We start from the raw sequence: 25,330 nt of genomic DNA, 5'->3' as shown, positions 1-25,330 counted from the left end.
AAAAAAAAGCGATAAAAATAAAGAAGCATGGACGACTCTCAATGAGTTTATTTCGCTATGGTTTAGACTATGTTCAAATGGCGATTCAGCGTTTAATTGGTTTTGGGAAAAAAGAAGAGTTTAAGGAGATTTTGGCAATTTTAAGAAGGCAGAAGCCTGATAGGATAAGGGTTCTGTGAAATTTGTCGTGTACAGAGGAAAATATCAATGAATGGCACTGAATTAAAAATTTCAGAAGCCCAAAATCCAAATGAAAGTGCAACTTTTACTAAATTTCCTCGTCATAACTCAGGAATTATAGGTGCGTGGAGTTCAAGCTCAGGTAAACAATTATTTGTTTTCAAAACGGATAATACCTATACCCTAATTGATGCTGTAGGAGATGATCAAGTTGAAGCTGGGGAAACACCTTGTGGTGGACCAGGTATCGAATATGGTACCTACCAGCTTCAAAATGGTAAATTATTTGTTAATGCTATCGCTATCGATACAAATGGTTGTGCAGGCCTCTCTGATACCAATGCACATTTAGGTTTATCAGGCACTATTGGTACCAATACACTAACATTTACTGTAAGTGGCGAAGGTACTTTTACACTCTCTCGACTAAACTAAACCAAATTAAAATGCTCCAATCATAAGATTGGGGCATTTTATTTAATATGCTCAAAATGAATGGTACAGCCCATCAATAAATGCATCAGTTCGATTTGCGAACAACATTGGGTTTTTTCATAAATATTTTTAAAATACGTCCGTACCGAACTCAACGTAATGCCACACTGTTCTGCAATATCTTCTATTTTATAACCATTAATTAACAACTCGCATAAATCAAACTCTCGTTTGGAAAGCTGGTAACACTGTTGTAGGTAAGCTCTTGACAGGGAATAATGCTGGTTTTTATCTGTCATAAATAATGCAATCTGATGCTGAGCAGACTGTAAATGTTGCATATTTCTTAATTTCTTAAAGGGCACTACCGTCAGCATGAATTGCGAGCCTGCCCCATCACTCAACGCCAGGACTCCACCCACTTCAGTTTGAATGGTCGTATCTTCCAGCAAAGCACTTTCTAATAGCTGATCAAAACGTATCTGCTGACCATAATTGGTTTTTAGACGGTTATGTATATCCAGATCCAGACATGAACTTTGATCAAGCATCTTTTGCGCAACAGGATTGGAATAACTTAAACACAGGTTTTGATCGAGCAGTACAATCCCAGTTTTTAAACTATCCAATACCGTATACAAGCTTAAATTATCTTGTTGAATCAAGTTGATTTGCCGGTGAATTTGCAAAGCCCGGCGTAAATGAATACTGATGCGTCGGAGAAAATCCAGCTCTGCCTGTTCAAAAGGCTGCACCTCAGGCGCACGATGAATACCCAGTACCGCCCAACGATAATTTCCCCGATCCAGCAATACCCCTGCCAGATAAGATACACCGCCAGGCTTTAAACACTTCTCATAGAAAACATAGTGATCCGTACCCGGCTGTTCTGCATAGTGCTGACAGTTATGACTCAGTGCATCGCCCATCTCGATCGCATTCCATAAGGGCATATGCAGTTTCATATCAATCACTCTGACACGCTCATCTTGATAAGCGGCCAGACTTTCATTCGGGATATTGTGCGTATAGACAAAATCATAGCCTGGATTAAGCTGATCCAGACCGGTAAAAATTGCACTCTTACTTTTAGTATAGCTCACGATATCTTTGATCACGTCCAGCCACAGAGATGGCAATACAGCAGCATCATAAATTTTTGCAATCAGATTATTTTCTTGTTCTAATTTCATTATCCCCTCCGCATTATCATTATTTTCTAATCATAGCGTTCAGAATTAGTTAACGAAACAGCATAAAGTGACTTTAAACTTGACTAAAAATTCTTAAGTCCTGCTCACTTATCAATAACTCTGGCCTGATTCACCTAATGAATCAAACTTTAACAAGATTGCCCTATTTATCTGTACTGACTACTTTTAATGTAATTAGCTAACAAATAAATCCATAGGATCAAAACAATGAAGAAGTTTATATTCACCGCTGCGATGGCAGTCGCTATTTCATCAACGTTGACAGCATGTTCAAAACAGAATGACAATGAGCCAATGAATCATAATGCACCATCCAGCCCAGCGATGACGGAGCAAAATAACCCCGGTACCAATCTGACTCGGGCTGATAGCGCAGAGACCTCATTAGATTGGGCAGGTGAATATGAAGGTGTATTTCCTTGTGCCGACTGTGAAGGCATTAAAGTCGAGTTACAGCTTAATTCAGATAAGACTTATGAACTGAGTGAAGAATATTTAGGGAAAGCTAATAATAATGAATTTGAACTCAAAGGCAGTTTTAGTTTTGATCCTCAGGATCCGTCACTCATCACATTAGATAACAAAGCTGAAAACCGTAAATTCTTTGTTGGCGAAAATTTTATCGAAGCACGTGATGTTGAATCAGGTAAAAAAATTGAGAGTAATTTAAATTATAAATTAGTTAAAAAGTCTTCATCATAATTTTGTAAAGAATAAAAAAATCCCCGCTATTGCGGGGATTTTTTTAAGATTGGATGATCAACATGAATTACATCATGCCGCCCATTCCGCCCATACCACCCATGTCTGGAGCAGCCGGTTTGTCTTCTGGAATATCAGTGATCATACATTCAGTTGTAAGCATTAAAGCAGCAACAGAAGCAGCATGTTCAAGTGCTGAACGTGTTACTTTCGCTGGATCAAGGATACCCATTTCAAGCATATCGCCGTATTCACCAGTTGCAGCATTGTAACCGTAGTTACCTTCACCGTTTTTAACTGCGTTAATTACAACAGAAGGCTCATCACCTGCGTTCGCAACAATTTGACGAAGCGGTGCTTCGATTGCGCGACGTAAAATGTTGATACCTACGTTTTGGTCATCGTTGCTACCAACAACACCTTCAAGTGCAGATGCAGCGCGTACAAGTGCAACACCACCACCTGCTACAACACCTTCTTCAACCGCAGCGCGAGTTGCGTGAAGCGCGTCGTCAACACGGTCTTTCTTCTCTTTCATTTCAACTTCAGTTGCAGCACCGATTTTGATCACTGCAACACCGCCAGCCAATTTAGCTACGCGTTCTTGAAGTTTTTCTTTGTCGTATTCTGAAGTAGATTCTTCAATTTGCGCACGAATTTGAGTTACGCGCTCAGCAATTTGATCTGCATTACCAGCACCATCAACAATCACTGTATTTTCTTTAGAAACAGTTACTTTGTGCGCTGTACCTAAATCTTGAAGAGATGCAGTTTCTAAAGACATACCTACTTCTTCAGAAATAACAGTTGCGCCAGTTAAGATCGCGATGTCTTGAAGCATTGCTTTACGACGATCGCCAAAACCAGGGGCTTTAACCGCACATACTTTAATAATGCCGCGCATGTTGTTTACAACAAGAGTTGCAAGCGCTTCGCCTTCAACATCTTCAGCGATGATAAGAAGCGGTTTACCTGTTTTAGCAACAGCTTCAAGTACAGCAATCAATTCACGGATGTTGCTGATTTTTTTATCAACAAGAAGAATGAACGGATTTTCAAGTTCAGCAGTTAGCGTGTCTTGTTTGTTTGCAAAGTACGGGCTGATGTAACCACGGTCAAACTGCATACCTTCAACAACGTCCAAAGCATCTTCAAAGCCTGAACCTTCTTCTACAGTAATAACGCCTTCTTTACCTACTTTTTCCATTGCTTGCGCAATAAGTTTACCAACAGTAGTGTCAGAGTTTGCAGAAATCGAACCAACTTGTTCAATTGCTTTGGTATCAGAAGCTGGTTTAGCCGTTGCTTTGATGTTTTCAACTACAGCACGTACAGCGATGTCGATACCACGTTTCAAGTCCATTGGGTTCATACCCGCAGTCACTGATTTGATACCTTCATTTAAGATTGCTTGTGCAAGTACAGTTGCAGTTGTTGTACCGTCACCTGCGATGTCATTGGTTTTTGAAGAAACTTCACGAACCAATTGCGCGCCCATGTTTTCAAATTTGTCTTTAAGCGCAATTTCTTTTGCAACAGTTACACCATCTTTAGTGATGTGTGGTGCACCGAAAGAACGGTCGATTACAACATTACGACCTTTAGGACCTAAAGTTACTTTTACTGCGTCTGCAAGTACATTAACACCTGCAATCATTTTTGAACGCGCTGAATCACCAAATTTTACGTCTTTAGCTGACATATCTAACTCCGAATCTTTTTAAATTTTTAACAATTTATACTTTATAAAAGGGTCTAAATGCGTGTATGAAGCTTAAGCTTCAAGTACCGCTAAGATGTCAGACTCTTTCATAATAAGAAGCTCTTCGCCTTCTACTTTTACTTTTGTACCTGCATAAGTACCAAACAATACATTGTCGCCAACTTTAACGTCTAATACACGAACGCCATTGTCAGTTACTTTACCATTACCTACAGCGATCACTTCGCCTTGAGCAGGTTGTTCAGCTGCTGAAGTACTTAAAATAAGACCACCAGCAGTTTTAGTTTCCTTTTCAACACGGCGAATTACAACGTTATCGTGTAGAGGACGAATATTGCTCATAGTTAACTCCAGACTAAGTCTATTTATAGATGAATGACGATGACATTTTGATTTCCGTAAGCCATCGCCAAAAATTAATTCAGATGACACTTTTGTGGGGATGGAAAAAAACGCTTCAAGGGTAAAATTTAATTTTTTTAATCTTTTTGTACTTTTTTTCGACTAATTACTCTTTTGTATATCGCAATGATCAACAATTCTTAAAATCAAGGCTTCTGTTCAAACTGCTGAGATAGAGCATTAAAGAAATAATGCCGTACATCCATATGATGATCAATGACATTAAAACTATTGGGAAGATTGTCATGCAAACGATACGACGTCGCTGTTCCTGCATGAATATCCCAAACTGGATGTGCAGCACCTAATTGATAGATTTGATTTAAATCGTAAGCTGCTGGCACATGTAAATGTCCATGTAACAGCCCGTTTAAACCATGTTTACTCCACTGCTCGAGTGCCAATCGGCCTTGTACAGGACAATCTTTAACACCATGTGGATCATTGGGAGGTGTATAAAAAGGTTGATGGGCAATCACCAATTTCAACTTATTTTTTGGCGCAGCTTTTAACTGCTCATCCACACGTTGTATTTGGTCTAAAGAAATATGTCCCCGTGTGTGGTAACGCCGGCGAATACTATTCACTCCCACCAAATAAAAGTGCTCCGTTTCCAGCACATTTTCTAAATTATCAAAGAACAGTTTATACCGAGTAAATGGACTAAATACCCGATTCCATAAATGATAAAGAGGTATATCGTGGTTGCCCGGAACCACGATATAAGGTCGTTTCAAGCTTTCTAAAAATTGCTTACAGGCAAAAAACTGCGCATACCGTGCGCGCTGAGTTAAATCACCACTCGCCACAACAGCCTCAATCTGATGTTGCTGGCAAAACTGTTGTATCGCCCACATACATTCAGGCTTTTCAGTTCCAAAATGCAGATCAGACAGATGCAGGATCATGTGGAACTCGTATATTTAAGGCATTTTTTTTCACAGAAATCTGTAATGGTGGTTTCATTTCGACAATTTCACCATCGATAGCGACTGTTATTTTATTGCGTTTGGTGTGGATCGTGACTTGCTCCGCTGCAAAACTATAAACATCTGGTGCTTTTTCAATATTTCCACGCATCAACTGCCACAGCAGTTTGAATAAGGTGCGTTTATCACTTTTTGCAACCACCACACCGGCGACCTTTCCTTGTGCAGCATCTTTGGCAATTTTTAAGTTTAAATCCGCAAGTTGCAATTGATTATTACCAAAGAAAATCAACGGTGTTTTGACTGGATAGATATGATGATCTACTTCAATTTCAAGCTTCAATTCTTTACGATCACGAATGAGAACATCAAGCCCTGAGGTATAGGCGTGTAAAGGAAAGCGCCCAAATTTTTGATTGTAAAATTCACGCTTTTGTATGAATAGCGGATACAGGCCTAAGCTAGCGTTATTTAAATAAATATGATCATTTAACTGCGCAACATGCACTTCCCTGTTTTGACCCGTTGCTATTATGTTTGCCGCTTGGATTAAATCCAATGGAATATTGAGCACACGCGCAACATAATTGAAGGTACCTAAAGGTAAAATACCCATTGGAATATTGGTATGCATTAGACGCTGCGCGACGGCATTTAAAGTCCCGTCACCGCCTGCTGCAACCACCACACCAACCTCTTGCTGTTGCTGATGGCGTGCAAGCACCTTATCCATTAAGGCATCAAAACTGACATCCTGCCCCAGTTCAAACGATTGAATTTCATAACCATGACTGGACAAGACTTGAACCAGTTCTTCATAAACTGCTTCTTTATTTGCAGCATGAAAACCAGAGTTTTTATTGTAAATAATAGATAATGGCTTCGTTTGAAGAGACATTTTTTATACATTTCTACCCGTTTGATTTATATTTTGTCGAATTAACAAACAATTAAAAGCACCTTTATGTAAAATTCGAATTACCACCATTTATTTAATCAATAATAATTCTCATGTAAGGAATTATTTCAAGCTATTGTTTTTAATAAATATAATTATATAAAATATTGTTCATTATTTTTCTAAATAGAACAAAATAAACACAATAAAATTATTAACCATTTGTTTTTATTTAATTTTATTACTAAATAGCATTAACTACCAAATAAAATCTACCACTTCTTTAGTCTTATTTTTTTTATGATTTTATGCTTTAATACAGCGACTTTTTTTTCATATTTTATCTGCATGATGTACCCCATGATGCAGATTAGACTTTGTACGGTTAGTACATTTTTGAGATAGGCCTCACCATGACCCAAGTGAACGCACCAGAATTCGTTCGTCACCCTAAGCTTATTGCTTGGGTGGAAGAAATTGCCAAATTAACCAAACCAGCAAAAATCGAATGGTGTGACGGTAGCGCAGAAGAATATCAACGTTATATCGACTTGATGATCGCTAACGGCACTATGCAAGAACTTAACCAAGAAAAACACCCTGGTTCTTACCTTGCTAATTCTGATCCTTCTGACGTTGCTCGTGTTGAAGGTCGTACTTTTATTTGTTCAGAAAAGCAAGAAGATGCTGGCGCAACTAACAACTGGGAAGCTCCAGCTGAAATGCGTGCTCGCCTTAACGGTTTATTTGACGGTTCAATGAAAGGTCGTACTTTGTACGTTGTCCCTTTCTCTATGGGGCCTTTAGGTTCTCATATTGCTCACATCGGTATCGAACTTACCGACTCTCCTTACGTAGCTGTAAGCATGTCAAAAATGGCTCGTATGGGTAAAGCTGTTTATGACGTTCTTGGTACTGACGGTGAATACGTTCCTTGTGTACACACTGTAGGCGCTCCGCTAGAAGAAGGTCAAAAAGACGTTGCATGGCCTTGCAACCCTGAAAAATACATCGTTCATTACCCAGAAACTCGTGAAATCTGGTCTTACGGTTCTGGTTACGGCGGTAACGCATTGCTTGGTAAAAAATGCCTAGCTTTACGTATTGCTTCTTCTATGGGTCGTCAACAAGGCTGGTTAGCTGAACATATGCTCATCCTTGGCGTGACAAACCCACAAGGCGAAAAACACTACATCGCAGCTGCATTCCCTTCTGCTTGTGGTAAAACAAACTTCGCTATGTTGATTCCACCAGCAGGCTACGAAGGCTGGAAAATCGAAACTGTAGGTGATGACATTGCTTGGATCAAACCAGGTGAAGATGGTCGTCTATATGCGATTAACCCAGAAGCTGGTTTCTTCGGTGTTGCACCTGGTACAAATACAAAGACCAACCCGAACTGTATGGCTACATTAACTAAAGATGTTATCTATACAAACGTTGCTGTAACTGACAACGGCGAAGTATGGTGGGAAGGTCTTACTAAAGAAGCACCTGCTAACCTTACAAACTGGAAAGGTCAGCCACACGTTGCTGGTGAAAAAGCGGCGCATCCAAATGCTCGTTTCACAGTTTCAGCTGGTCAATGCCCTTCTATTGACGCTGATTGGGAAAATCCAGCAGGTGTTCCAATTTCTGCGTTCATCTTCGGTGGTCGTCGTGCAGATACAGTGCCTCTAATTTCAGAAGCATTTGACTGGGTTGACGGTGTTTACAAAGCTGCAACTATGGGCTCTGAAACAACTGCTGCTGCTGTTGGTCAACAAGGTATCGTTCGTCGTGATCCATTCGCAATGCTTCCATTTGCGGGTTACAACATGGCTGACTACTTCTCTCACTGGTTAGAACTTGGTGAAGAAGTTGCTGCTAAAGCTGCTGCTCACGGTAACAAACTACCTGGTATCTACAACGTGAACTGGTTCCGTCGTGATGCTGAAGGTAACTTTGTATGGCCTGGTTTCGGTCAAAACATGCGTGTACTTGAGTGGATCATTGATCGTTGTGAAGGTCGTGCAACTGCTGTTGACACTCCAATTGGCCGTGTACCAACTTTCGAACAATTGAACTGGAACGGTTCAGATTTCACTAAAGAACAATTTGACCTTGTTACTTCTCAAGACAAAGATCAATGGATCAAAGAGCTTGAAAGCCACACTGAATTGTTCAACAAATTAGGTGATCGCCTTCCAGAAGCGCTTAAAACTCGTCAAGCTGAGTTAATCGCTGCTGTTAAATCTGCTTAATTCTTTCTAGATTAAGTTAAAAAAAGACCGCTTTATGCGGTCTTTTTTATGCTTTCAAAATAAAGCTTTATTATTTCTACACCATTTATTATTTGAACAACCATGCAATTAGAACGAGCATTTCAAGAGTCAAATAAAGAAGCCGAGCACTTAGCATTAAGAATAATTCATACTGACTTGCGCTCGCGAGTAGCAGCCTCTTTATTTGCAATTGCACAACAGCATCAATATTCAATTTTTTTGCTTTTGCTAAATTTCCCAACACTTCAAGCCTCAGCATTTGCACTCCTAAGACCTCTGTGCGAAGCAGTGATAAAGGTCTAGGATTAAGCTTGTCGCAACTAAAAATCAAATAGACAAATACCTAAATGGCAAGGAAATAAAAAATACAAAACAAATGGTTGAATTAATTGCCATCCAATACGCTTCTACCAACAACCAATTCAATCAAAAGAATTGGAATGCCTTGAGTTCATACGTTCATTCCAATCATTTACAACTACAATACTGGTTAAATTCAGAAACCGTTGAGCCACCATATTCGGATGAAGCAATCGCCGAGTTAATAAAAATAACAAGACTCTTTTCCAGTCTTGCGTTTCAGGCTATTCAAACCATATCGTCAGAACACAAACCTTAAGCCACTTCTTTTTTTAATCTTCGCTCACGCAAACTTATCAAATATTTATCCAAAACTTGAACTGATTCTTCTTCAAATTTTAAATACAATTTCGTTCTGCGCTTTAAAATATCTTGACTGGTTCTCGCCCACTCGTGCTCAACTAAATAATCCACTTCCTGTGCATACAAACCACATCCGAAGTGCTGACCTAACTCATCTACATTATGAATATTCTTTAAAAAATCCCATACCCTTGACCCATAAGCATGTGTCCATCGTTCCGCCGTATTATCATCCAAATTTTGAATCTGCTCTAAAATATTCAGCTTTAAAATATCCAAAGACACCAAATGCTCTGCGCCTGGTAATTTTGCAGCAGCCGTCCATGCCCCGCGCATATGCTCGAAGTATGGCTTTAATAAGGTCATCGCAGATTCAGCCAATTTACGATAAGTCGTTAACTTTCCACCAAATACCGAAAGCAAAAGTGCTGCACCGTCTACCTGCGTTAAAGACAATGTATAGTCTCGCGTCACGGCTGAAGGATTATCTGACTCATCATCACATAATGGGCGCACACCCGAATAGCCCGCAACAATATCGTCTTGTGTAAGCTGAACCTTAAAATGATCATTTGAAACATCGAGCAGATAATTAATTTCATGTTGAGTAATTTCGACATGATTCGGATCACCCTGAAATTCCTGATCTGTCGTACCGATTAAGGTGTAGTCCTGCAAATATGGAATAGCAAAAACAATACGCTGATCATCATTTTGCATAATGAAGGCTTTATCACCATCATACAGTTTAGGCACAATAATATGGCTGCCTTGTATTAAACGGACTCCATAAGGTGACTTTTGCTTTAAATTTTGCTGAAGAAATTCTGCGACCCACGGCCCTGCCGCATTCACCAATACTTTGGCTCGAACAACCGATTCACCATGCGAATTTTCAAGCTTAACCGTCCATACACCATTTTCTGTTTTTGCAGACAGACATTGTGTACGGGTTAAAACCTTAGCACCAAGTTCCTTCGCTTGCATCGCATTAAGGACCACCAATCTTGCATCATCTACTGCACAATCTGAATACTCAAAACCGCGTGTGATTTCTGCATGTAAAGGACTATTGATTGAGCTAAATTCAACTTGATTTGAACCTGCAAGTTGCTCACGCTTACCCAAATGATCATAGAAAAATAAGCCTGTGCGTATTAACCATGCAGGACGTAAATGTGGTTCATGCGGCATGATGAAACGCATTGGGCGAATAATGTGTGGTGCTTTACTTAGTAGTACTTCCCGTTCCGCCAATGCCTCTCGTACCAAACGGAATTCTTTATGCTCGAGGTAACGCAGACCACCGTGAATTAACTTACTACTGGCCGATGAGGTATGGCTCGCAAGGTCATCCTTCTCACACAACAGTACAGATAAGCCGCGTCCAGCTGCATCACAAGCAATTCCAACGCCATTAATACCACCACCGATGACGACCATGTCATAAATTGGGTGTTGTTCTTGCATAAACACCTCTCAGTTTTATTGACCAATAAAATGATCTAAATTGACCTTTTTCTGTTTAAAGCCTAATTTTGTTTTAATCATCATTTTTATATACCTATTTTCAAATGTAGGTTGATAAACCACACATCTCAATAGCACATTCAATCAAATTAAAAATCTTCGCTTTAAAAGCGCATAACCCATAGTTCAAGCAAAAACTATGACAGCACGATAAATTGTACACTTTACAAACAAAACCTCTTTTTTAGTTTACATTTCATACTTTTTTATGCGCTTAAGATAAACCCACACAATAAAAAAAATATGGATTTCAGAATGACGGATGAAACGGTAGTTCACTCAAATTTAGATACAAAAACACGGGTCAAATCCATTTTAGGCGGTTCAGCTGGTAACTTGGTTGAATGGTATGATTGGTATGTCTATGCCGCATTTACCCTGTATTTTGCGCATGCCTTTTTTCCCTGAAGGCAGCCAAACAGCTCAACTATTACAAGCTGCCGCAATCTTTGCCGTCGGCTTCCTCATGCGCCCAATTGGCGCTTGGATTATGGGGATTTACTCCGACAAAAAAGGCCGTAAATCAGGTTTAACGCTATCTGTAACCCTAATGTGTATTGGCTCATTAATGATAGCCGTTTCACCGACACATGATCAGGCCGGCATACTTGCCCCAATCATTTTGGTCGTTGCACGATTAATTCAGGGCTTAAGTGTTGGTGGTGAGTATGGTGCAAGTGCAACCTATTTAAGTGAAATGGCGGAAAAAAATCGTCGAGGTTTCTTTTCCAGTTTCCAATATGTCACGCTGATTGCCGGTCAATTAACCGCACTGTGTGTCTTACTCATTTTGCAATGGCTCCTCACCGAAGAACAATTACATGATTGGGGATGGCGTATTCCTTTCTTTATTGGTGCGTGTTTAGCGATTGTAGTGTTTTATATTCGACGTGGATTATTGGAAACTCAATCTTTTAAAAACGCCCAAACACAGAAAGACCAACCTGAATCTGGCTTATTTTCACTGTTTAAGCATTATCCTAAAGAAGCTTTCACGGTACTGTTTTTAACTGCTGGCGGTACATTAGCGTTTTATACGTATACGACCTATCTACAAAAATATCTGGTAAATACTTCAGGATTCACCAAACCTGAGGCCACCCAAATCACCTCACTGGCGCTGTTTATCTTTATGTGTTTACAACCACTTGCTGGTGGATTATCCGACAAGATAGGTCGAAAACCACTCATGATTGCCTTTGGTGTATTGGGTGTGCTGTTTACCTATATATTGTTTCAAACACTTGGAGCAACACAAGATTATTGGACTGCATTTTGGCTATGTTTGGCAGGTCTAGTCATTGTTACGGGTTACACCTCGATTAATGCTGTAGTAAAAGCCGAGATGTTCCCCGCTCACATACGTGCACTCGGTGTAGCCTTACCTTATGCTTTAGCAAATACTATTTTTGGTGGTACAGCGGAATTTTTTGCGCTGAGCTTTAAGGAAGCAGGACATGAGAGTTGGTTCTTTATTTATGTCACCATCATGATTTTCATTTCATTACTGGTATATATCTCCATGAAGGACACCAAACATCATTCGCAAATTAAGGAACACTAACCAACCTCAGCTTGACGATATATTAATCATAGCGATCAATTATTCACCTTCATACACAATTAAAGTCCCATCTATTGGGGCTTTAAGCTTTTCCAGTTAGTCGAAAAATCTTTATATGCATAATTATTTCGCTTTTTTTAGACTAAAGTCGCATGATTTTAGCTTTAGATCGGAGTATAAATTAAATAAATATCCTCCCATCTTCCATTTCGACAAAACATATTGATTTAAACTTTTTCTCTCAAGAGTTTAAATGGATATGTTTTGCATTCATTCCTCGGAGAATGATGTGTCAAACTCATCTGAACAAGTTGCTCCAGAGCAATTTGATAGAAAAACTCGTGTCAAATCTATCCTCGGTGGATCTGCCGGCAACCTCGTAGAATGGTACGACTGGTATGTTTATGCAGCGTTTACCCTCTATTTTGCGCCACAATTTTTCCCTGATGGCGACAGCACCGTTAAACTCTTACAAGCTGCGGCTGTATTTGCCTTAGGCTTTTTAATGCGTCCAATTGGCGCATGGGTGATGGGTATTTATGCTGACCGCAAAGGCCGTAAAGCGGGTTTAACAGTTTCTGTGTCTTTGATGTGTGTCGGCTCATTAATGATTGCCTGCGCTCCAACCTATGATTCAGTTGGTATGCTTGCCCCAGCAATTCTATTACTTGCACGTCTACTACAAGGCTTGAGTGTTGGTGGTGAATATGGTTCAAGTGCAACTTACTTGACCGAAATGGCAGGTAAAAATCACCGTGGCTTCTTCTCAAGTTTCCAATATGTCACTCTCATTTCAGGTCAGTTACTTGCACTGTGTGTGTTGATTATTTTGCAACGCAACCTATCAGAACAAGCTTTGACTGAATGGGGCTGGCGCGTACCGTTCTTTATCGGGGCATTACTCGCGATTGTCGTGTTCTGGATTCGTCGTGGCTTAGTAGAAACACAGTCATCTAAAGAAGCACAAGAACAAGCCAAAAATGGTGGTCCAAAATCTGGTGCCTTGGCGTTATTTACCAAATACCCTAAACAAGCTTTCACTGTGATTATGTTGACTGCTGGTGGTACATTGGCCTTCAACACTTTTACGACTTACTTACAGAAATATCTTGTAAATACATCAGGTTTTGAAAAAACCACAGCAACTGAAATTACCACTGCTGCGATTTTCATCTTCATGTTGTTACAACCTGCTGTTGGTGCGCTTTCTGACAAAATAGGTCGTAAGCCAATTATGATTGCCTTTGGTGTTCTGGGTGTATTGTTCACGATTCCAATTTTCAACGGTATTGGTTCAACAACCAGCCCAACAACTGCATTTATGCTTTGTATGAGTGGTATGGTGATTGTGACTGGTTATACTGCCATTAACGCTGTAGTTAAAGCTGAATTGTTCCCCGCACATATCCGTGCACTCGGGGTTGCTTTGCCGTATGCTATTGCTAACACTTTATTTGGTGGTACAGCAGAACTTGTCGCTTTGAGCTTCAAAAATGCAGGCCATGAAAATTATTTCTTCTACTACATTACCTTCATGATCGGTCTGTCACTACTGACTTACATTTTCATGAAAGACACTAAAAAACACAGCATGATTACAGATAATTAATTCGATTTATTGTGATTTAAGCCTAGCCCATCAATACACATTGATGGGCTTTTTATGTCATATCGAAATGATCTATTTCAACAATAATTACTTTAGCCATCGAGTCCCTGTCCAAGCTATGGCATACTGAAGTTATAAATACACACGGCGAATGAAATATGAAAAATATTTATAAAGTTTTGAGTTTGGGTATTGTTGCAATGTCGATGGCTGCATGCCAAAGCACACCACGTGCTTATAATGGACAAACAGGTTTTCAAATTGAATCACAGTCGGCGGATTCGGCAACTTTGGCTTATACATTAGCTGGTCGCCAAAACCAACAACTCGATGCCAACAAACTTCAACGTGCCTGCCAAAAAGTATTAAGCCCACAAAAAACTTATAAATTACAAATTCTTAGCGTCAATGAAATTGCCAATCCAGCTTTAGAAAACACCCAATACGGTCGCCAAATTGGCAATACCCGTGCGAATTTTGGTTTATCGAATACCCCAGATCTACGTAACTCAGACAATCTAGGCGCACGTGATGCTTTAGATGCACGTCCAGCAACTTTACGCGTCGTTCGCTATACATGTTCTTAATAAAAAATGACCTGTCCTAGGACAAAAAATAAGACGCTGCATGCGTCTTATTTTTTTACTTTGAATTTCTAAATTTGCAATTACAGTGTTTTATAAAAACTCACATTACGAAACTCTGGCGATTCATCTAAATCTGGCCATGTCGTTGCACTTCGCTCATCAAGTTTTTCATATTTTGGATGACTGAAATTTTTCACTCGACTATCCGCCACCCATACTTCAGGCGCAAACTTAAGAAATTCGTCTAGAAAGAAGCGATTACATTGATCATATAAAACATCCGCTGCTAGCAAAATATCCACCTGCTCGGCTTTATATAGATCATCCAAATATTCTAATTCAACATCATTCAGCTCAGCATTCGCACGGCAAGCATCTAAACTGACTTGGTCGATATCACAGCAAATTACACGCTTGGCCCCTGCCATTTTTGCAGCAATCGCTACCACGCCTGAGCCTGCACCAAAATCTAATACCACTTTGTCTTTGACATGATGCGGTTGTGCCAACAACCACTGCGCCATCGCCAAACCAGATGCCCAGCAAAATATCCAATACGGCGTGTCGTTCCAAATCCTTCGAATGACTTCGTCATCCATTTTATCCGTTGGAAATACGGGTGGAATTAGCCACAGAGAAATTGGCGTTTCAGGTAACTGTTGTGCATGTAATTCACAATTTGGAATCACATCATGCAAGGCTTGAATTAGGTGGTCTGGGGCTTTAGTAAATTGAAAAGTACAGCTCATATTAAGCCTTGGAGATGATTTTATTTGAATTTATAAACGTATTAGATACGCGACATCGTCATCTGCTGCTGTGCGAGACAGGCCTCAATCGAATGAACACTGTTTCTGCGACACCATTAATCAAAAGACTGATTATGTCGAGTTCAGCAGATGACAAATGGTTTTGGTTACTTTTGCCGAAAAAAAAGTAACATACGGGCTTCTTACATTTATAAGTCATAACGGTAAGACTCCGTTGTGACTTTAAGATCTTTTAATTAAAAGATTAACCCAACGCTTTTTCAGCAGCTTCAACAGTTTGACGAATCAAAGTTGTAATGGTCATTGGGCCTACACCACCTGGAACAGGAGTATAAGCAGAAGCAACTTCTTCAATCCCCACCAATTGGATATCACCTACACCGCCGCCATCACGTGGATGGAAGCCAGCATCAACCACTACAGCACCCGGTTTGATCCAATCTTTTTGAATCAATTCAGCTTTACCAACCGCACCTACAATAATGTCAGCTTGTTTAACAAAGTCAGCCAAGTTTTGAGTACGTGAGTGGCAAGTAGTCACTGTCGCATTTGCTTCAAGTAACATTGCAGACATTGGTTTACCCAAAATTGCTGAACGACCCACAACTACCGCGTGTTTACCTGCGATTTCAATGTTGTTTTCTTTCAAAATGGTCATGATGCCTGCTGGTGTTGCAGAACCATACGCAGCTTCACCCATCGCCATACGACCGAAGCCTAAGCAAGTAACACCATCAACGTCTTTTTCAAGTGAGATTGCATCGAAGCAAGCACGTTCGTCAATTTGAGCAGGTACTGGGTGTTGTAACAAAATACCGTGAACATCTGGGTTTGCATTTAATTTTTCAATTTCAGCAAGTAATTGTTCAGTTGTGGTTTCTTTAGGAAGCTCAACTTTTAATGAATCCATACCAACACGGCGGCAAGCATTCCCTTTCATACGTACATAAGTTGCAGATGCACCATCGTCACCTACCAAAATAGTCGCAAGAATTGGGGTACGACCAGTTTTCTCTTTTAGCGCTTCAACGCGAGTTAACAAGTCAGCTTCAATTTGCTTCGCCAATGCACGACCATCTAAAACTAATGCCACGGCACTTCTCCAAGTGATGATATGAATCAATTTTGCACATAATACATGATTATTTTAAATTTTTTACCTTGTATGCTGCTTTTATGCTCATACAGATGAATCTGCTATTGTTTTTTTTTCAGAGCTTGCTAATATACGCATCAACAAGACATGGCGGGGTGGCAGAGTGGTCATGCAGCGGACTGCAACTCCGTGTACGCCGGTTCGATTCCGACCTCCGCCTCCAATCTTGTTAAGCCCGAGTGGTGAAATCGGTAGACACAGGGGATTTAAAATCCCCCGCCCACAAAGCGTGCCAGTTCGAGTCTGGCCTCGGGCACCATTCTTCTACTACTGAAGATGGTGTAAATAAAGAACCCAGCGATAAGCTGGTTTTTTTATGCCTAAAATTTAACACACCAATAAAAAAAGAGGGACAACGCCCTCTCTTCTTACTTTAGTAACTGTATTTCTTAAATACTTTATTCTCAAAAATTTATATTTAAATTACTTCGACCACAATCTTACCCACATGATCACCTGTATCCATGGCTGCATGCGCGTCTTGGATTTGATCAAACTTAAATGTCTTGTAGATCATTGGCAGGCATTCACCTTTTGCCCATAAAGGCACAACATTTTCCTGAATACCCTTAGCAATTTCTGCTTTTTCTTCGGTATTACGTGCACGCATGGTTGAACCGGTAATGGTTAAGCGTTTCATCATGATTTGACCTAACTTCACCTCTTTGGCTTTTGCACCACCTAAGAATGCGATATAAACCAAACGACCATCACGACGTAATAGATTTAAGTTCTGTGCTAAATACGGTGCACCCACGATATCTAAAATCACATCGACGCCTTGCTCAGCGGTCGCCTCATTAATCACTTGCTCAAAGTCTTGAGTTTTATAGTTAATGGCATGAGTGATATTTGAAATAGCAGCGACTTTTTCATCTGAACCTACCGTCGCAAAGGTTTTCATACCTAAAGCATTACACAACATAATCGCTGTAGTACCAATACCGCTAGTACCGCCATGTATAAGTACCGTTTCACCTGCTTTGGCTTTACCCATTTGGAATACATTTGCCCAAACTGTAAAGAACGTTTCAGGAATGGCCGCTGCTTGAGTAAAGCTCACCCCTTCAGGAATACTCAAAGTTTGGCTTTCAGGTACAACACAATACTCAGCATAACCACCACCATTGGTTAGGCCACAGACTTTATCACCCACTTTAAATAAGGTGACATCAGCACCGACTGCAACCACCTCGCCTGCAACTTCTAAACCCGGTACAGGTGTTACACCTTTAGGCATTGGATATAAACCTTGACGCTGTAAGATGTCTGGACGGTTAATACCAAAGGCATGAACCTTTACCAGTACTTCATCAGATTTTGCAGTAGGTACAGCAACGCTTTCATAGGCCAATTTTTCTACGCCGCCCGGTTCGGTAATAATGACTTGTTGCATCAAAGCCTGTGACATTGTTCTTCCTTTTTCAATTATTGACTATTCATCTATCTCTGCACTATTTGAACATAGAAAGCATGCAGATTGAATAACAATGGACTTATGTATAATTGGCTGACTATTTAGCAAATTGATAATAGGCAGCACATGGTTCAGGTTGTTGAATATAACGAAGATAACTACAGCGATTATGAATGGTTTGACGGTTTTGCAGTAATTCGCTTTTATGCGGACTGGTGCGCACCGTGCGTGCAAAACTTTCCAATCTTTGAACAATGCGCTACGCAAATGTCAGCACAATTTCTAAACCTGAAATTTGGTAAGGTGAATGTTGATCAATCGCCCATTCTTACCCTGCGCTATAACGTCTATGGCTTGCCTTCCACTTTGATTTTCTATCAAGGGCAAGTGGTACAACGAATAGCAGGTGTAAAAACGAAATCTAACCTGCAAAGTATCATTTTAAAAACCATGCAGGAACATCAAGCCTAAAGCATTCGTATTTTATTCAGCTGCAGGTTTTTTAACTGTTTCTTGAACTGCTGGCGGCATCTGTACAAACTGCATCAGAAACTTACGTACCAACGGCAGCATAATTAATATTAGCGGAAACGCCACCACCCACGACATACCCCAAGCGCGTAGCCAAATACCAATAAAACCGTCGACCAGGCCTTTATTCATTAGCATATTAAAGCATGAGATTGAACCGCTCATAATGCCTGATAAAAATAACGGCATCAGCAATGCCAGATGTTTGGGATGAAATTTTGGGAGTTGATTCATCTGTAAATACCTATTGTTCGTCTTGGGCTGCGTTCTGGGCTTTTACGGTTTGTTTCAGTGTTTTCATAAATTGGCCAAAATGCGGCATGAAATCTTTAAATAAAGGATGGTCTTTGTTCTCTAGCAAGGTTTCACCAAACAGCTTCAGACCCACAGCAAAGGCTTTGGTCTTTTCATCATCAAAGAGCTGCGCTTTAGTCAAATGCTCTAACACCTTAAATATGTCATCATGGTTATAGGCATTAAATTGCAATGATTCTGCATAATTCGATGGATTACCTTGAGCGTCGGCAACGTGTTTTACCGTAATTTCATATTGATGCTGTTTCATTGTGTCACCTCCATACGGCTGATTTCGACGGCCGCCTGATCGATTTTTTCTGCAATCTCAAAAACCTGTTCAGGTGTTAGTTCACAATGCTGAATCTTGATGCGTAATGAGGCTTTAAGGTTTTCCATCGCACGTTTAATGTCGATATACACTTCGTTGTTATGGATTTGTTTACGGGTATCAAAACGGCAGAGGATTTTTTCAATGGTGCTCTGTTGTGCCGCTAAGTGTTGCGTACCTAGAGCCGTAATGCTGTACTGCTTGCGCTCGTCAGCATTAAGTTCAGCGTGAATATACTGTTGTTCTTCTAAGTAATTCAGCGTTGGGTAAATCGTACCCGTACTTGGGCTGTAACCGCCACCGACAACTGTGCCGACATCTTTAATAATGTCGTAGCTGAACTTGGGCGCTTGGGAGATGAGGTGCAGCACCAATATTTTCATGTGCCCTGCTTCAAATAGACGCTTACGTGTCTTGACCGGACTTTCAATATCGGCAATGAGGTCTGAATTTGGCATAGCAAAGATACACCTTAAGATTAATTAAGATATATCTTATCATTAATTTACTATTTGTCATGTTTTATTTAAAATATTAAAAAAGCCACTGTGAAGTGGCTTAATATAATTTTGTTTTAATTAACTTATCAGCTACAAACACTATCAACAAATGCTTGCCCCATAGTACCGGGTATTGCATCTTGCATTTCAACATATGAATAATTGCGTCCATAGTTAGCAATTACGTTTCCAGTCTTTTTATAACCAACAATAGATTTTAATCCCAAGGTATTATCAGAGCAATTTACCCACATCAATTGAAGTCTATAATCACCAACTGCCAATCCATCTTGAGAAATATCATTAATCACAGTACTTCTTATCCAAACCTTTTGATGACCTTTATAAGAATACTCTTTAACTTGACTAATCGAGGCTGGATTATATTCATAATAAAACTCTCTATCAGCATCAAAGCCAATATTTGCCCATTCAGTTTCCGCAAAGACCGATGTAGCCATTAAAGTTATTATAATCGCCAATAAATTTTTAGGCATACTCCCCCCCATCACTACTCATTCAAATATATTTTTTAATTACTTACGATGCTCTCGAACCATTTGGTCATTCACATCTTGAGGATAACAAAGTGGCGTATAACCACCCGCACGGTTGTAGGCACTTCGCTTACCACACCGACTACCATTTCTTGCAGTATTGTAAGGACAAGGGCAATTTCCCGGATAACTATCAATAGACTGCTGTATTATTTTCTGCTTAATTACCTCTGTACTTTGCCCATTTTGCTTAGCCTCTACTGTAAAAGACAAACATAACCCCATTAAAAATAAAAACTTTTTCATAAAAACCCCTCAATATAATCATTTTACAGAGAAAATATTTATGAGAACCATCACACACAATTTAAGTGTTTTATTTTTCAGCAATTAATCTATAGCAATAAAAAAACCGCCTTCCGGCGGGTCTTTTATTTGAAGTGGATTAATCGATTACAGACGAACCAACTCAACAATTTTCTCAGCAACTTCTTCAGCAGTATCGAATGCATAAGTCACATCAGTGCCTTCAGCAGCATCAGTAATCACAACTACACCAGTTTCACGAACAAGCGCAACTTGCTCAGCAGTTAAACCTGCTTTCGCAATCGCAACCACACCTTGCTGAATCAACAAGCTTTCAATTGCTTGTGCATTTTCCAGTGCTTGTGCAGACACCGTCACCGCAGCAGGTTTTTGACCTAAACGTGCAGCACGATCTTCCACTGTTACAGGGTTGCTATGCGCAGTCCATTCAACAGACTCTTCCACCATACCCGCACCAACAGTTACGTTGCTTAAACGGTCAATAAAGATGAATGAACCGGTGTAACGGCTGTCTTGGTAACGATCAAATACCACGGGCGCATCAAATTCAACAGTCACATTGGCAATCGCATTCAGCTCAAGGTTTTCGACTTGAACCTTCTCCAGTGTGTTAACGTTGGTACGGTAATGAATCGCGGTTACTTTGGCCGGAACGGTTTGCGTACCAATCTTAATGTTGTACAACTTGCCAATCACCAGCGGTTGATCCGCCATCCACACCACAGTCGCATTTACCGAACGTGAAATGCTAGGAACGGCTTGATCCGCACGAATCAGCATATTACCGCGCGAAATATCAATTTCATCATTTAAAGTAAGCGTTACAGCCTGACCTGCAACCGCGCGTTCCAAGTTGCCGTCAAAAGTAACAATCTCTTTTACTGTTGATGATTTACCTGATGGTAATGCGGTAATCGTATCACCAACTTTCACTTCACCTAGTGCGATCGTACCGCAGAAACCACGGAAGTCGAGGTTTGGACGGTTTACGTATTGAACAGGGAAACGGAATTCGTGTTTGCTAGTATCACGGGTAATTTCCACAGTTTCCAAAGTCGCCATCAAAGTTTGACCTTTGTACCATGGCGTATTTGGAGATGGATTTACCACGTTATCGCCATTCAACGCAGAAATTGGCGTGAAGATAATATTTGCAGGTTTACGATCGCCCAATTGGTTCACGAACTCGTTGTATTCCGCTTGAATTTCATTGAAACGCGTTTCAGAGAATTCAACCAAGTCCATTTTGTTGATTGCAACAACAATATTGCGAATTCCCAAAAGGCTAGCAATAAACGAGTGACGACGCGTTTGTGTTTGAACGCCATAACGCGCATCAATCAAGATAATCGCAAGATCTGCAGTCGACGCACCTGTCGCCATGTTACGCGTGTATTGTTCGTGTCCTGGGGTGTCAGCAATAATGAACTTACGTTTTTCTGTAGAGAAATAACGGTAAGCCACATCAATGGTAATACCCTGCTCACGTTCAGCTTGTAGACCATCTACAAGTAAAGCCAAGTCAGGTGCATCACCTGTAGTGCCGACTTTTTTCGAGTCACGCGTTACAGCTTGCAACTGGTCTTCATAAATCAATTTTGAATCGTAAAGTAAACGACCAATTAAAGTTGATTTACCATCATCGACGTTACCACAAGTCAAGAAACGCAATAAGTCTTTATTTTCGTGCTGTTTTAAATACGCCAAGATATCTTGGCTAATCAGTTCTGATTGATGAGACATTGCTCAAAGCTCCACAAATTCTTTTGAAATCGGTTTCTTTAATCCCCCTGTTTCCCCCTTTATAAAAGGGGGAATTTTCTCGTCTCTTTATTAAAGAGAGGTCGGGAGAGATTCTTAGAAGTAACCTTCCTGCTTTTTCTTTTCCATTGAACCCGCTTCATCATGGTCAATCATACGACCTTGACGCTCTGAGCTGGTTGCTAAAAGCATTTCTTGGATAATTTCCGGCAAAGTTGTTGCAGTTGATTCAACCGCACCCGTTAATGGGTAACAACCTAAAGTACGGAAACGTACCGATTTCATTTGAGGCACTTCACCTTCTTTCAGTGGCATACGCTCATCATCAACCATGATCAGTGTACCGCTACGTTCCACAACAGGACGTTCAGCAGCCAAGTATAAAGGCACCAAAGGAATGTTCTCTTGGTAGATATATTGCCAAATATCCAACTCAGTCCAGTTAGACAATGGGAATACACGAATACTTTCGCCTTTGTTCACTTTACCGTTGTAAAGGTTCCAAAGTTCTGGACGTTGGTTTTTAGGGTCCCAACGGTGTTTCGAATCACGGAATGAATATACGCGTTCTTTTGCACGTGACTTTTCTTCGTCACGACGTGCGCCACCAAAAGCAGCATCGAACTGGTATTTATCAAGCGCTTGTTTTAAGCCTTGAGTTTTCATGATGTCGGTATATTTCGAGCTACCATAATCGAATGGGTTTACGCCTGCGTCTTTCCCTTCTTTATTTTGATGCACGATTAAGTCAAAGCCATGCTCTTTCGCCATGTTGTCACGGAATTTGATCATGTCTTTAAACTTCCAGCCCGTGTCTACATGTAGTAGTGGGAATGGTAGTTTGGCAGGATAGAAAGCTTTGAGGGCTAAATGCAGCATGACAGCTGAATCTTTACCAATTGAATACAGCATGACTGGGTTTTCAAACTCAGCAGCAACTTCACGGATGATATGAATACTCTCAGCTTCAAGCTGTTTAAGATGAGTAAGTCTTTCCTCATTTAATGACATGGACAACACCAGCTTAGAATATGTGTACTTATTACACTTTTAAAGATATTTATGCATTATAGTGATTAAGCCTTCATAACGATTGCTTGTTTTGTGATATTGATATTCTTATTCGTCATATACAAAATGTCTGATAGCACTTATCAATTTTAATTAATTTAAGTCTTTAGCAACATAAAATGGGTGGCTTATTCTAATAAATTTTTCGCTATTGTAATTAATTTTTTAGCAATGAACTCATCGTTAAATCCTCTAATAAATCCATATAAAAAGTTATAAAAATCTCCTACAGTGAGCATGTCTCTCACAAATTCTGTCGATCATGCCATATAGTCATTACACACTTGAAACTTTAAAAGCACTGATTGAGAGAGCAAGTCTTGCAGGCTATCTCTATCAGCATTCCAATAACATTTTGGTTTTACAAGAAGCATTGAATGACGATGGAAGCCCGTTAAATAACTTTGTACAACACGAACTGTCAGCCGATCAAATTGGACTGCAATTTGGTCTACAACTTTTGGACAATAACCTCGAGTTTTTAATTGGGGTGACGCACAGTAATCAAGACCGTGGCTATGAAATTGGTGCAGGTAATCTAAAAGGTGATCAGCGTGCCTTTAACTTACTCTATGCTTTTTATAATTTTCCGAAAGCATTTCACTTAATTCACCTACCGCTTGCTGCAAACAGTACTCAAATGGAAGATGCGATTGAACAACAGTTGTTTCAGTTAGCAAGCATGGGCTTTTTAGATACAGCTGTAAAAACCAACCCAATGGGTGAACAAGTCAAATGGATGAAAACATTTATTGTTCAGGCGGCCCTGGATATGAAAGTGCGTATCCAGACCTCTTTGCTATAAGATCTAATTTTATACTGAAGCATAATTAGTTTAATTAAAGGTCAAAAATAGCTGCTGTATTTCATCGGAATTTAGCAGCCAGTATTTAAGTTACACTTTTTAACATTTAATACAAAGCATGCTAATTCAGCGTTTATATTGAGATCTGCTCTGCTTTTATTTATATCTAAAAAAAATTACACAACAGCAAGTTAAGTTTAAATATTTAGAGCAAAAACACCAAAACAAAGTCTTTGCTAAGTATCAACTTTACATTTAAATGTGAAATTTCGCTTAAATAAGCTGCCATTCATCACATAATTCTTAACAGTCTGTTAACTCGTCATGTAATTTGATTACACAATATAGACAGATAATGCTATTTTACATACAGGAAAAAACGATTCAGCCAGAATTACTTTTTTATTTTTTATAAGCATAAATATAGAGATAAATATAATGTGGGAACTGTTCACACATCCTTCCAATATCGTATTTAGCATCAGTCTTTGCCTGATGTTCCTCTTCGGCATTTTTGAAATTGTCTTAACGCTACTGGGTGGCGGCTCGCAAGGTTTTTTAGATCAATTCCTGCCTGAAGATGTTGGACACAACGCCGAACTTGGCGTTGATGCCGACCATAGTGTGTTTACCAAAGTTCTTGATTGGTTATATTTAGGTCGTGTTCCCCTATTTGTATGGCTGATTATTTTCTTATGTGCCTACAGTTTACTTGGCTTCACGATCCAAGCCTTGGTCAATCAGTTTACCAATATGATGTTCAGCGCTTGGCTCATTGCACCTGCTTGTGTATTCCTGTGCATGCCAATCGTGCGATATAGCACAATGCTACTTGCCCGCATTTTACCTCAAGATGAAACTACAGCTATTTATAGCGATGAATTGATAGGTCGTACAGCAACTATTATTTTAGGTAACGCACGCCAGAAATACCCAGCTCAAGCGCGTGTTCAAGATCAACACGGTTTGACCCATTATATTCTGGTCGAACCTGAATTAGATGAAGTTTTTAATCAAGGTCAGTCCGTCGTACTCACCCAAAAAACAGCTGTCGGCTTTCAAGCGACTAACCTTTAAAACAGTCTTCATTTGATTGACATTCAATGCTGTTTGAATGAATACATATTAAAAGACCCGATCAAATTGTTCATTTAGAAACTACAAAACGGG

General features: G+C 39.9%; 24 protein-coding genes, 2 tRNA genes and 2 pseudogenes. 12 read left to right on the top strand and 16 right to left on the bottom strand.

Annotated features, from left to right (window positions below; genetic code table 11):
- Together FTT84_RS06440 and FTT84_RS06435 are read left to right on the top strand one after the other, a co-directional pair.
- Positions 1-179 (top strand): annotated as a pseudogene (locus tag FTT84_RS06440) (IS4 family transposase); the annotation flags it as partial.
- Between the two features lie 28 nt (positions 180-207).
- The gene (locus FTT84_RS06435; RefSeq protein WP_180080488.1) at positions 208-615 is read left to right on the top strand and encodes a hypothetical protein; all 408 of its coding nucleotides are present in this window, start codon (positions 208-210) and stop codon (positions 613-615) included.
- Between the two features lie 38 nt (positions 616-653).
- Here FTT84_RS06435 and FTT84_RS06430 read toward each other — a convergent pair whose 3' ends face one another.
- On the bottom strand, positions 654-1,808 hold the full coding sequence (locus FTT84_RS06430) for a LuxR C-terminal-related transcriptional regulator (RefSeq protein ID WP_180080490.1): 1,155 nt from the start codon (positions 1,806-1,808) through the stop codon (positions 654-656).
- Between the two features lie 228 nt (positions 1,809-2,036).
- Between FTT84_RS06430 and FTT84_RS06425 the strand changes: the two genes are divergently transcribed.
- Entirely contained in the window at positions 2,037-2,531 is a 495-nt protein-coding gene (locus tag FTT84_RS06425) for a copper resistance protein NlpE (RefSeq protein WP_005096313.1), read from the top strand.
- 67 nt (positions 2,532-2,598) lie between these two features.
- Here the strand turns inward: FTT84_RS06425 and groL are convergent, their stop codons facing one another.
- The 4 genes from groL to FTT84_RS06405 form a co-directional block, all read right to left on the bottom strand.
- On the bottom strand, positions 2,599-4,233 hold the full coding sequence (gene groL / locus FTT84_RS06420; RefSeq protein ID WP_180057377.1) for a chaperonin GroEL: 1,635 nt from the start codon (positions 4,231-4,233) through the stop codon (positions 2,599-2,601).
- A gap of 72 nt (positions 4,234-4,305) precedes the next feature.
- On the bottom strand, positions 4,306-4,596 hold the full coding sequence (gene groES / locus FTT84_RS06415) for a co-chaperone GroES (protein ID WP_180057375.1): 291 nt from the start codon (positions 4,594-4,596) through the stop codon (positions 4,306-4,308).
- A gap of 206 nt (positions 4,597-4,802) precedes the next feature.
- On the bottom strand, positions 4,803-5,564 hold the full coding sequence (locus tag FTT84_RS06410; RefSeq protein WP_180057373.1) for a metallophosphoesterase: 762 nt from the start codon (positions 5,562-5,564) through the stop codon (positions 4,803-4,805).
- Positions 5,545-6,483: a diacylglycerol kinase family protein gene (locus FTT84_RS06405; protein ID WP_180057371.1), complete on the bottom strand. Its 939-nt coding sequence runs from the start codon at positions 6,481-6,483 to the stop codon at positions 5,545-5,547. The genes FTT84_RS06410 and FTT84_RS06405 overlap by 20 nt, the downstream gene beginning before the upstream one ends.
- A gap of 413 nt (positions 6,484-6,896) precedes the next feature.
- Here FTT84_RS06405 and FTT84_RS06400 point away from each other — a divergent pair, with 413 nt between their 5' ends.
- A complete protein-coding gene (locus FTT84_RS06400) occupies positions 6,897-8,726 on the top strand; it encodes a phosphoenolpyruvate carboxykinase (GTP) (RefSeq protein WP_067762414.1) in 1,830 nt (609 codons plus the stop codon).
- Positions 8,727-9,362: 636 nt separating this feature from the next.
- On the opposite strand, the gene glpD is transcribed toward FTT84_RS06400, so the two are convergent.
- Complete coding sequence (gene glpD, locus FTT84_RS06395) at positions 9,363-10,880, bottom strand: glycerol-3-phosphate dehydrogenase (RefSeq protein WP_180057369.1); 1,518 nt, start codon at positions 10,878-10,880, stop codon at positions 9,363-9,365.
- A 303-nt stretch (positions 10,881-11,183) separates the two neighbouring features.
- Between glpD and FTT84_RS06390 the strand changes: the two are divergent.
- The 3 genes and pseudogenes from FTT84_RS06390 (at position 11,184) to FTT84_RS06380 (ending at position 14,700) form a co-directional block, all read left to right on the top strand.
- Positions 11,184-12,504: pseudogene (locus FTT84_RS06390) on the top strand (MFS transporter).
- A 259-nt stretch (positions 12,505-12,763) separates the two neighbouring features.
- Positions 12,764-14,113 carry an MFS transporter gene (locus FTT84_RS06385; RefSeq protein WP_373684995.1) on the top strand — a complete coding sequence of 450 codons (1,350 nt, stop codon included), beginning with the start codon at positions 12,764-12,766 and terminating at the stop codon, positions 14,111-14,113.
- A 158-nt stretch (positions 14,114-14,271) separates the two neighbouring features.
- Complete coding sequence (locus FTT84_RS06380) at positions 14,272-14,700, top strand: hypothetical protein (protein ID WP_180024130.1); 429 nt, start codon at positions 14,272-14,274, stop codon at positions 14,698-14,700.
- A gap of 80 nt (positions 14,701-14,780) precedes the next feature.
- Here the strand turns inward: FTT84_RS06380 and FTT84_RS06375 are convergent, their stop codons facing one another.
- Positions 14,781-15,449: a methyltransferase gene (locus FTT84_RS06375; protein ID WP_180057365.1), complete on the bottom strand. Its 669-nt coding sequence runs from the start codon at positions 15,447-15,449 to the stop codon at positions 14,781-14,783.
- Positions 15,450-15,714: 265 nt separating this feature from the next.
- Complete coding sequence (folD, locus tag FTT84_RS06370) at positions 15,715-16,563, bottom strand: bifunctional methylenetetrahydrofolate dehydrogenase/methenyltetrahydrofolate cyclohydrolase FolD (protein WP_067762402.1); 849 nt, start codon at positions 16,561-16,563, stop codon at positions 15,715-15,717.
- A gap of 152 nt (positions 16,564-16,715) precedes the next feature.
- Here folD and FTT84_RS06365 point away from each other — a divergent pair.
- Positions 16,716-16,789: transfer RNA gene (locus FTT84_RS06365), tRNA-Cys, on the top strand.
- Positions 16,790-16,799: 10 nt separating this feature from the next.
- A tRNA-Leu gene (locus FTT84_RS06360) sits at positions 16,800-16,885 on the top strand.
- Positions 16,886-17,044: 159 nt separating this feature from the next.
- Here the strand turns inward: FTT84_RS06360 and FTT84_RS06355 are convergent.
- The gene (locus FTT84_RS06355; protein ID WP_180057363.1) at positions 17,045-18,037 is read right to left on the bottom strand and encodes an NAD(P)H-quinone oxidoreductase; all 993 of its coding nucleotides are present in this window, start codon (positions 18,035-18,037) and stop codon (positions 17,045-17,047) included.
- A 132-nt stretch (positions 18,038-18,169) separates the two neighbouring features.
- On the opposite strand from FTT84_RS06355, the gene FTT84_RS06350 reads away from it, so the two are divergent.
- Positions 18,170-18,514 carry a co-chaperone YbbN gene (locus FTT84_RS06350; protein WP_067762398.1) on the top strand — a complete coding sequence of 115 codons (345 nt, stop codon included), beginning with the start codon at positions 18,170-18,172 and terminating at the stop codon, positions 18,512-18,514.
- A 12-nt stretch (positions 18,515-18,526) separates the two neighbouring features.
- On the opposite strand, the gene FTT84_RS06345 is transcribed toward FTT84_RS06350, so the two are convergent.
- The 7 genes from FTT84_RS06345 to cysD form a co-directional block, all read right to left on the bottom strand.
- On the bottom strand, positions 18,527-18,808 hold the full coding sequence (locus FTT84_RS06345; protein ID WP_180057361.1) for a DUF2798 domain-containing protein: 282 nt from the start codon (positions 18,806-18,808) through the stop codon (positions 18,527-18,529).
- A gap of 10 nt (positions 18,809-18,818) precedes the next feature.
- Positions 18,819-19,139, bottom strand: coding sequence for a DUF3861 domain-containing protein (locus tag FTT84_RS06340; protein WP_180057359.1), 321 nt, complete (start codon positions 19,137-19,139; stop codon positions 18,819-18,821).
- Positions 19,136-19,657, bottom strand: coding sequence for a PadR family transcriptional regulator (locus FTT84_RS06335; protein ID WP_180057357.1), 522 nt, complete (start codon positions 19,655-19,657; stop codon positions 19,136-19,138). Before FTT84_RS06335 ends, FTT84_RS06340 begins: the two co-directional genes overlap by 4 nt.
- A gap of 128 nt (positions 19,658-19,785) precedes the next feature.
- A complete protein-coding gene (locus FTT84_RS06330; RefSeq protein ID WP_150923031.1) occupies positions 19,786-20,196 on the bottom strand; it encodes a hypothetical protein in 411 nt (136 codons plus the stop codon).
- Between the two features lie 39 nt (positions 20,197-20,235).
- The gene (locus FTT84_RS06325) at positions 20,236-20,502 is read right to left on the bottom strand and encodes a hypothetical protein (protein WP_180057355.1); all 267 of its coding nucleotides are present in this window, start codon (positions 20,500-20,502) and stop codon (positions 20,236-20,238) included.
- Between the two features lie 147 nt (positions 20,503-20,649).
- A complete protein-coding gene (gene cysN / locus FTT84_RS06320; RefSeq protein WP_180057354.1) occupies positions 20,650-22,266 on the bottom strand; it encodes a sulfate adenylyltransferase subunit CysN in 1,617 nt (538 codons plus the stop codon).
- Between the two features lie 114 nt (positions 22,267-22,380).
- On the bottom strand, positions 22,381-23,295 hold the full coding sequence (gene cysD, locus FTT84_RS06315; RefSeq protein WP_067762384.1) for a sulfate adenylyltransferase subunit CysD: 915 nt from the start codon (positions 23,293-23,295) through the stop codon (positions 22,381-22,383).
- A gap of 322 nt (positions 23,296-23,617) precedes the next feature.
- Here cysD and FTT84_RS06310 point away from each other — a divergent pair, with 322 nt between their 5' ends.
- Entirely contained in the window at positions 23,618-24,160 is a 543-nt protein-coding gene (locus FTT84_RS06310) for a hypothetical protein (RefSeq protein ID WP_180057352.1), read from the top strand.
- A gap of 438 nt (positions 24,161-24,598) precedes the next feature.
- Entirely contained in the window at positions 24,599-25,237 is a 639-nt protein-coding gene (locus tag FTT84_RS06305) for a YqiJ family protein (protein WP_067762380.1), read from the top strand.
- The last annotated feature ends 93 nt before the right edge of the window (positions 25,238-25,330 follow it).

This window comes from Acinetobacter sp. YH01019 (assembly GCF_013420285.1).
GTDB lineage: Bacteria > Pseudomonadota > Gammaproteobacteria > Pseudomonadales > Moraxellaceae > Acinetobacter > Acinetobacter gandensis.
The sequence above is the reverse complement of the archived record's forward strand: the minus strand, read 5'-3'. Positions and strand labels throughout refer to the sequence as shown.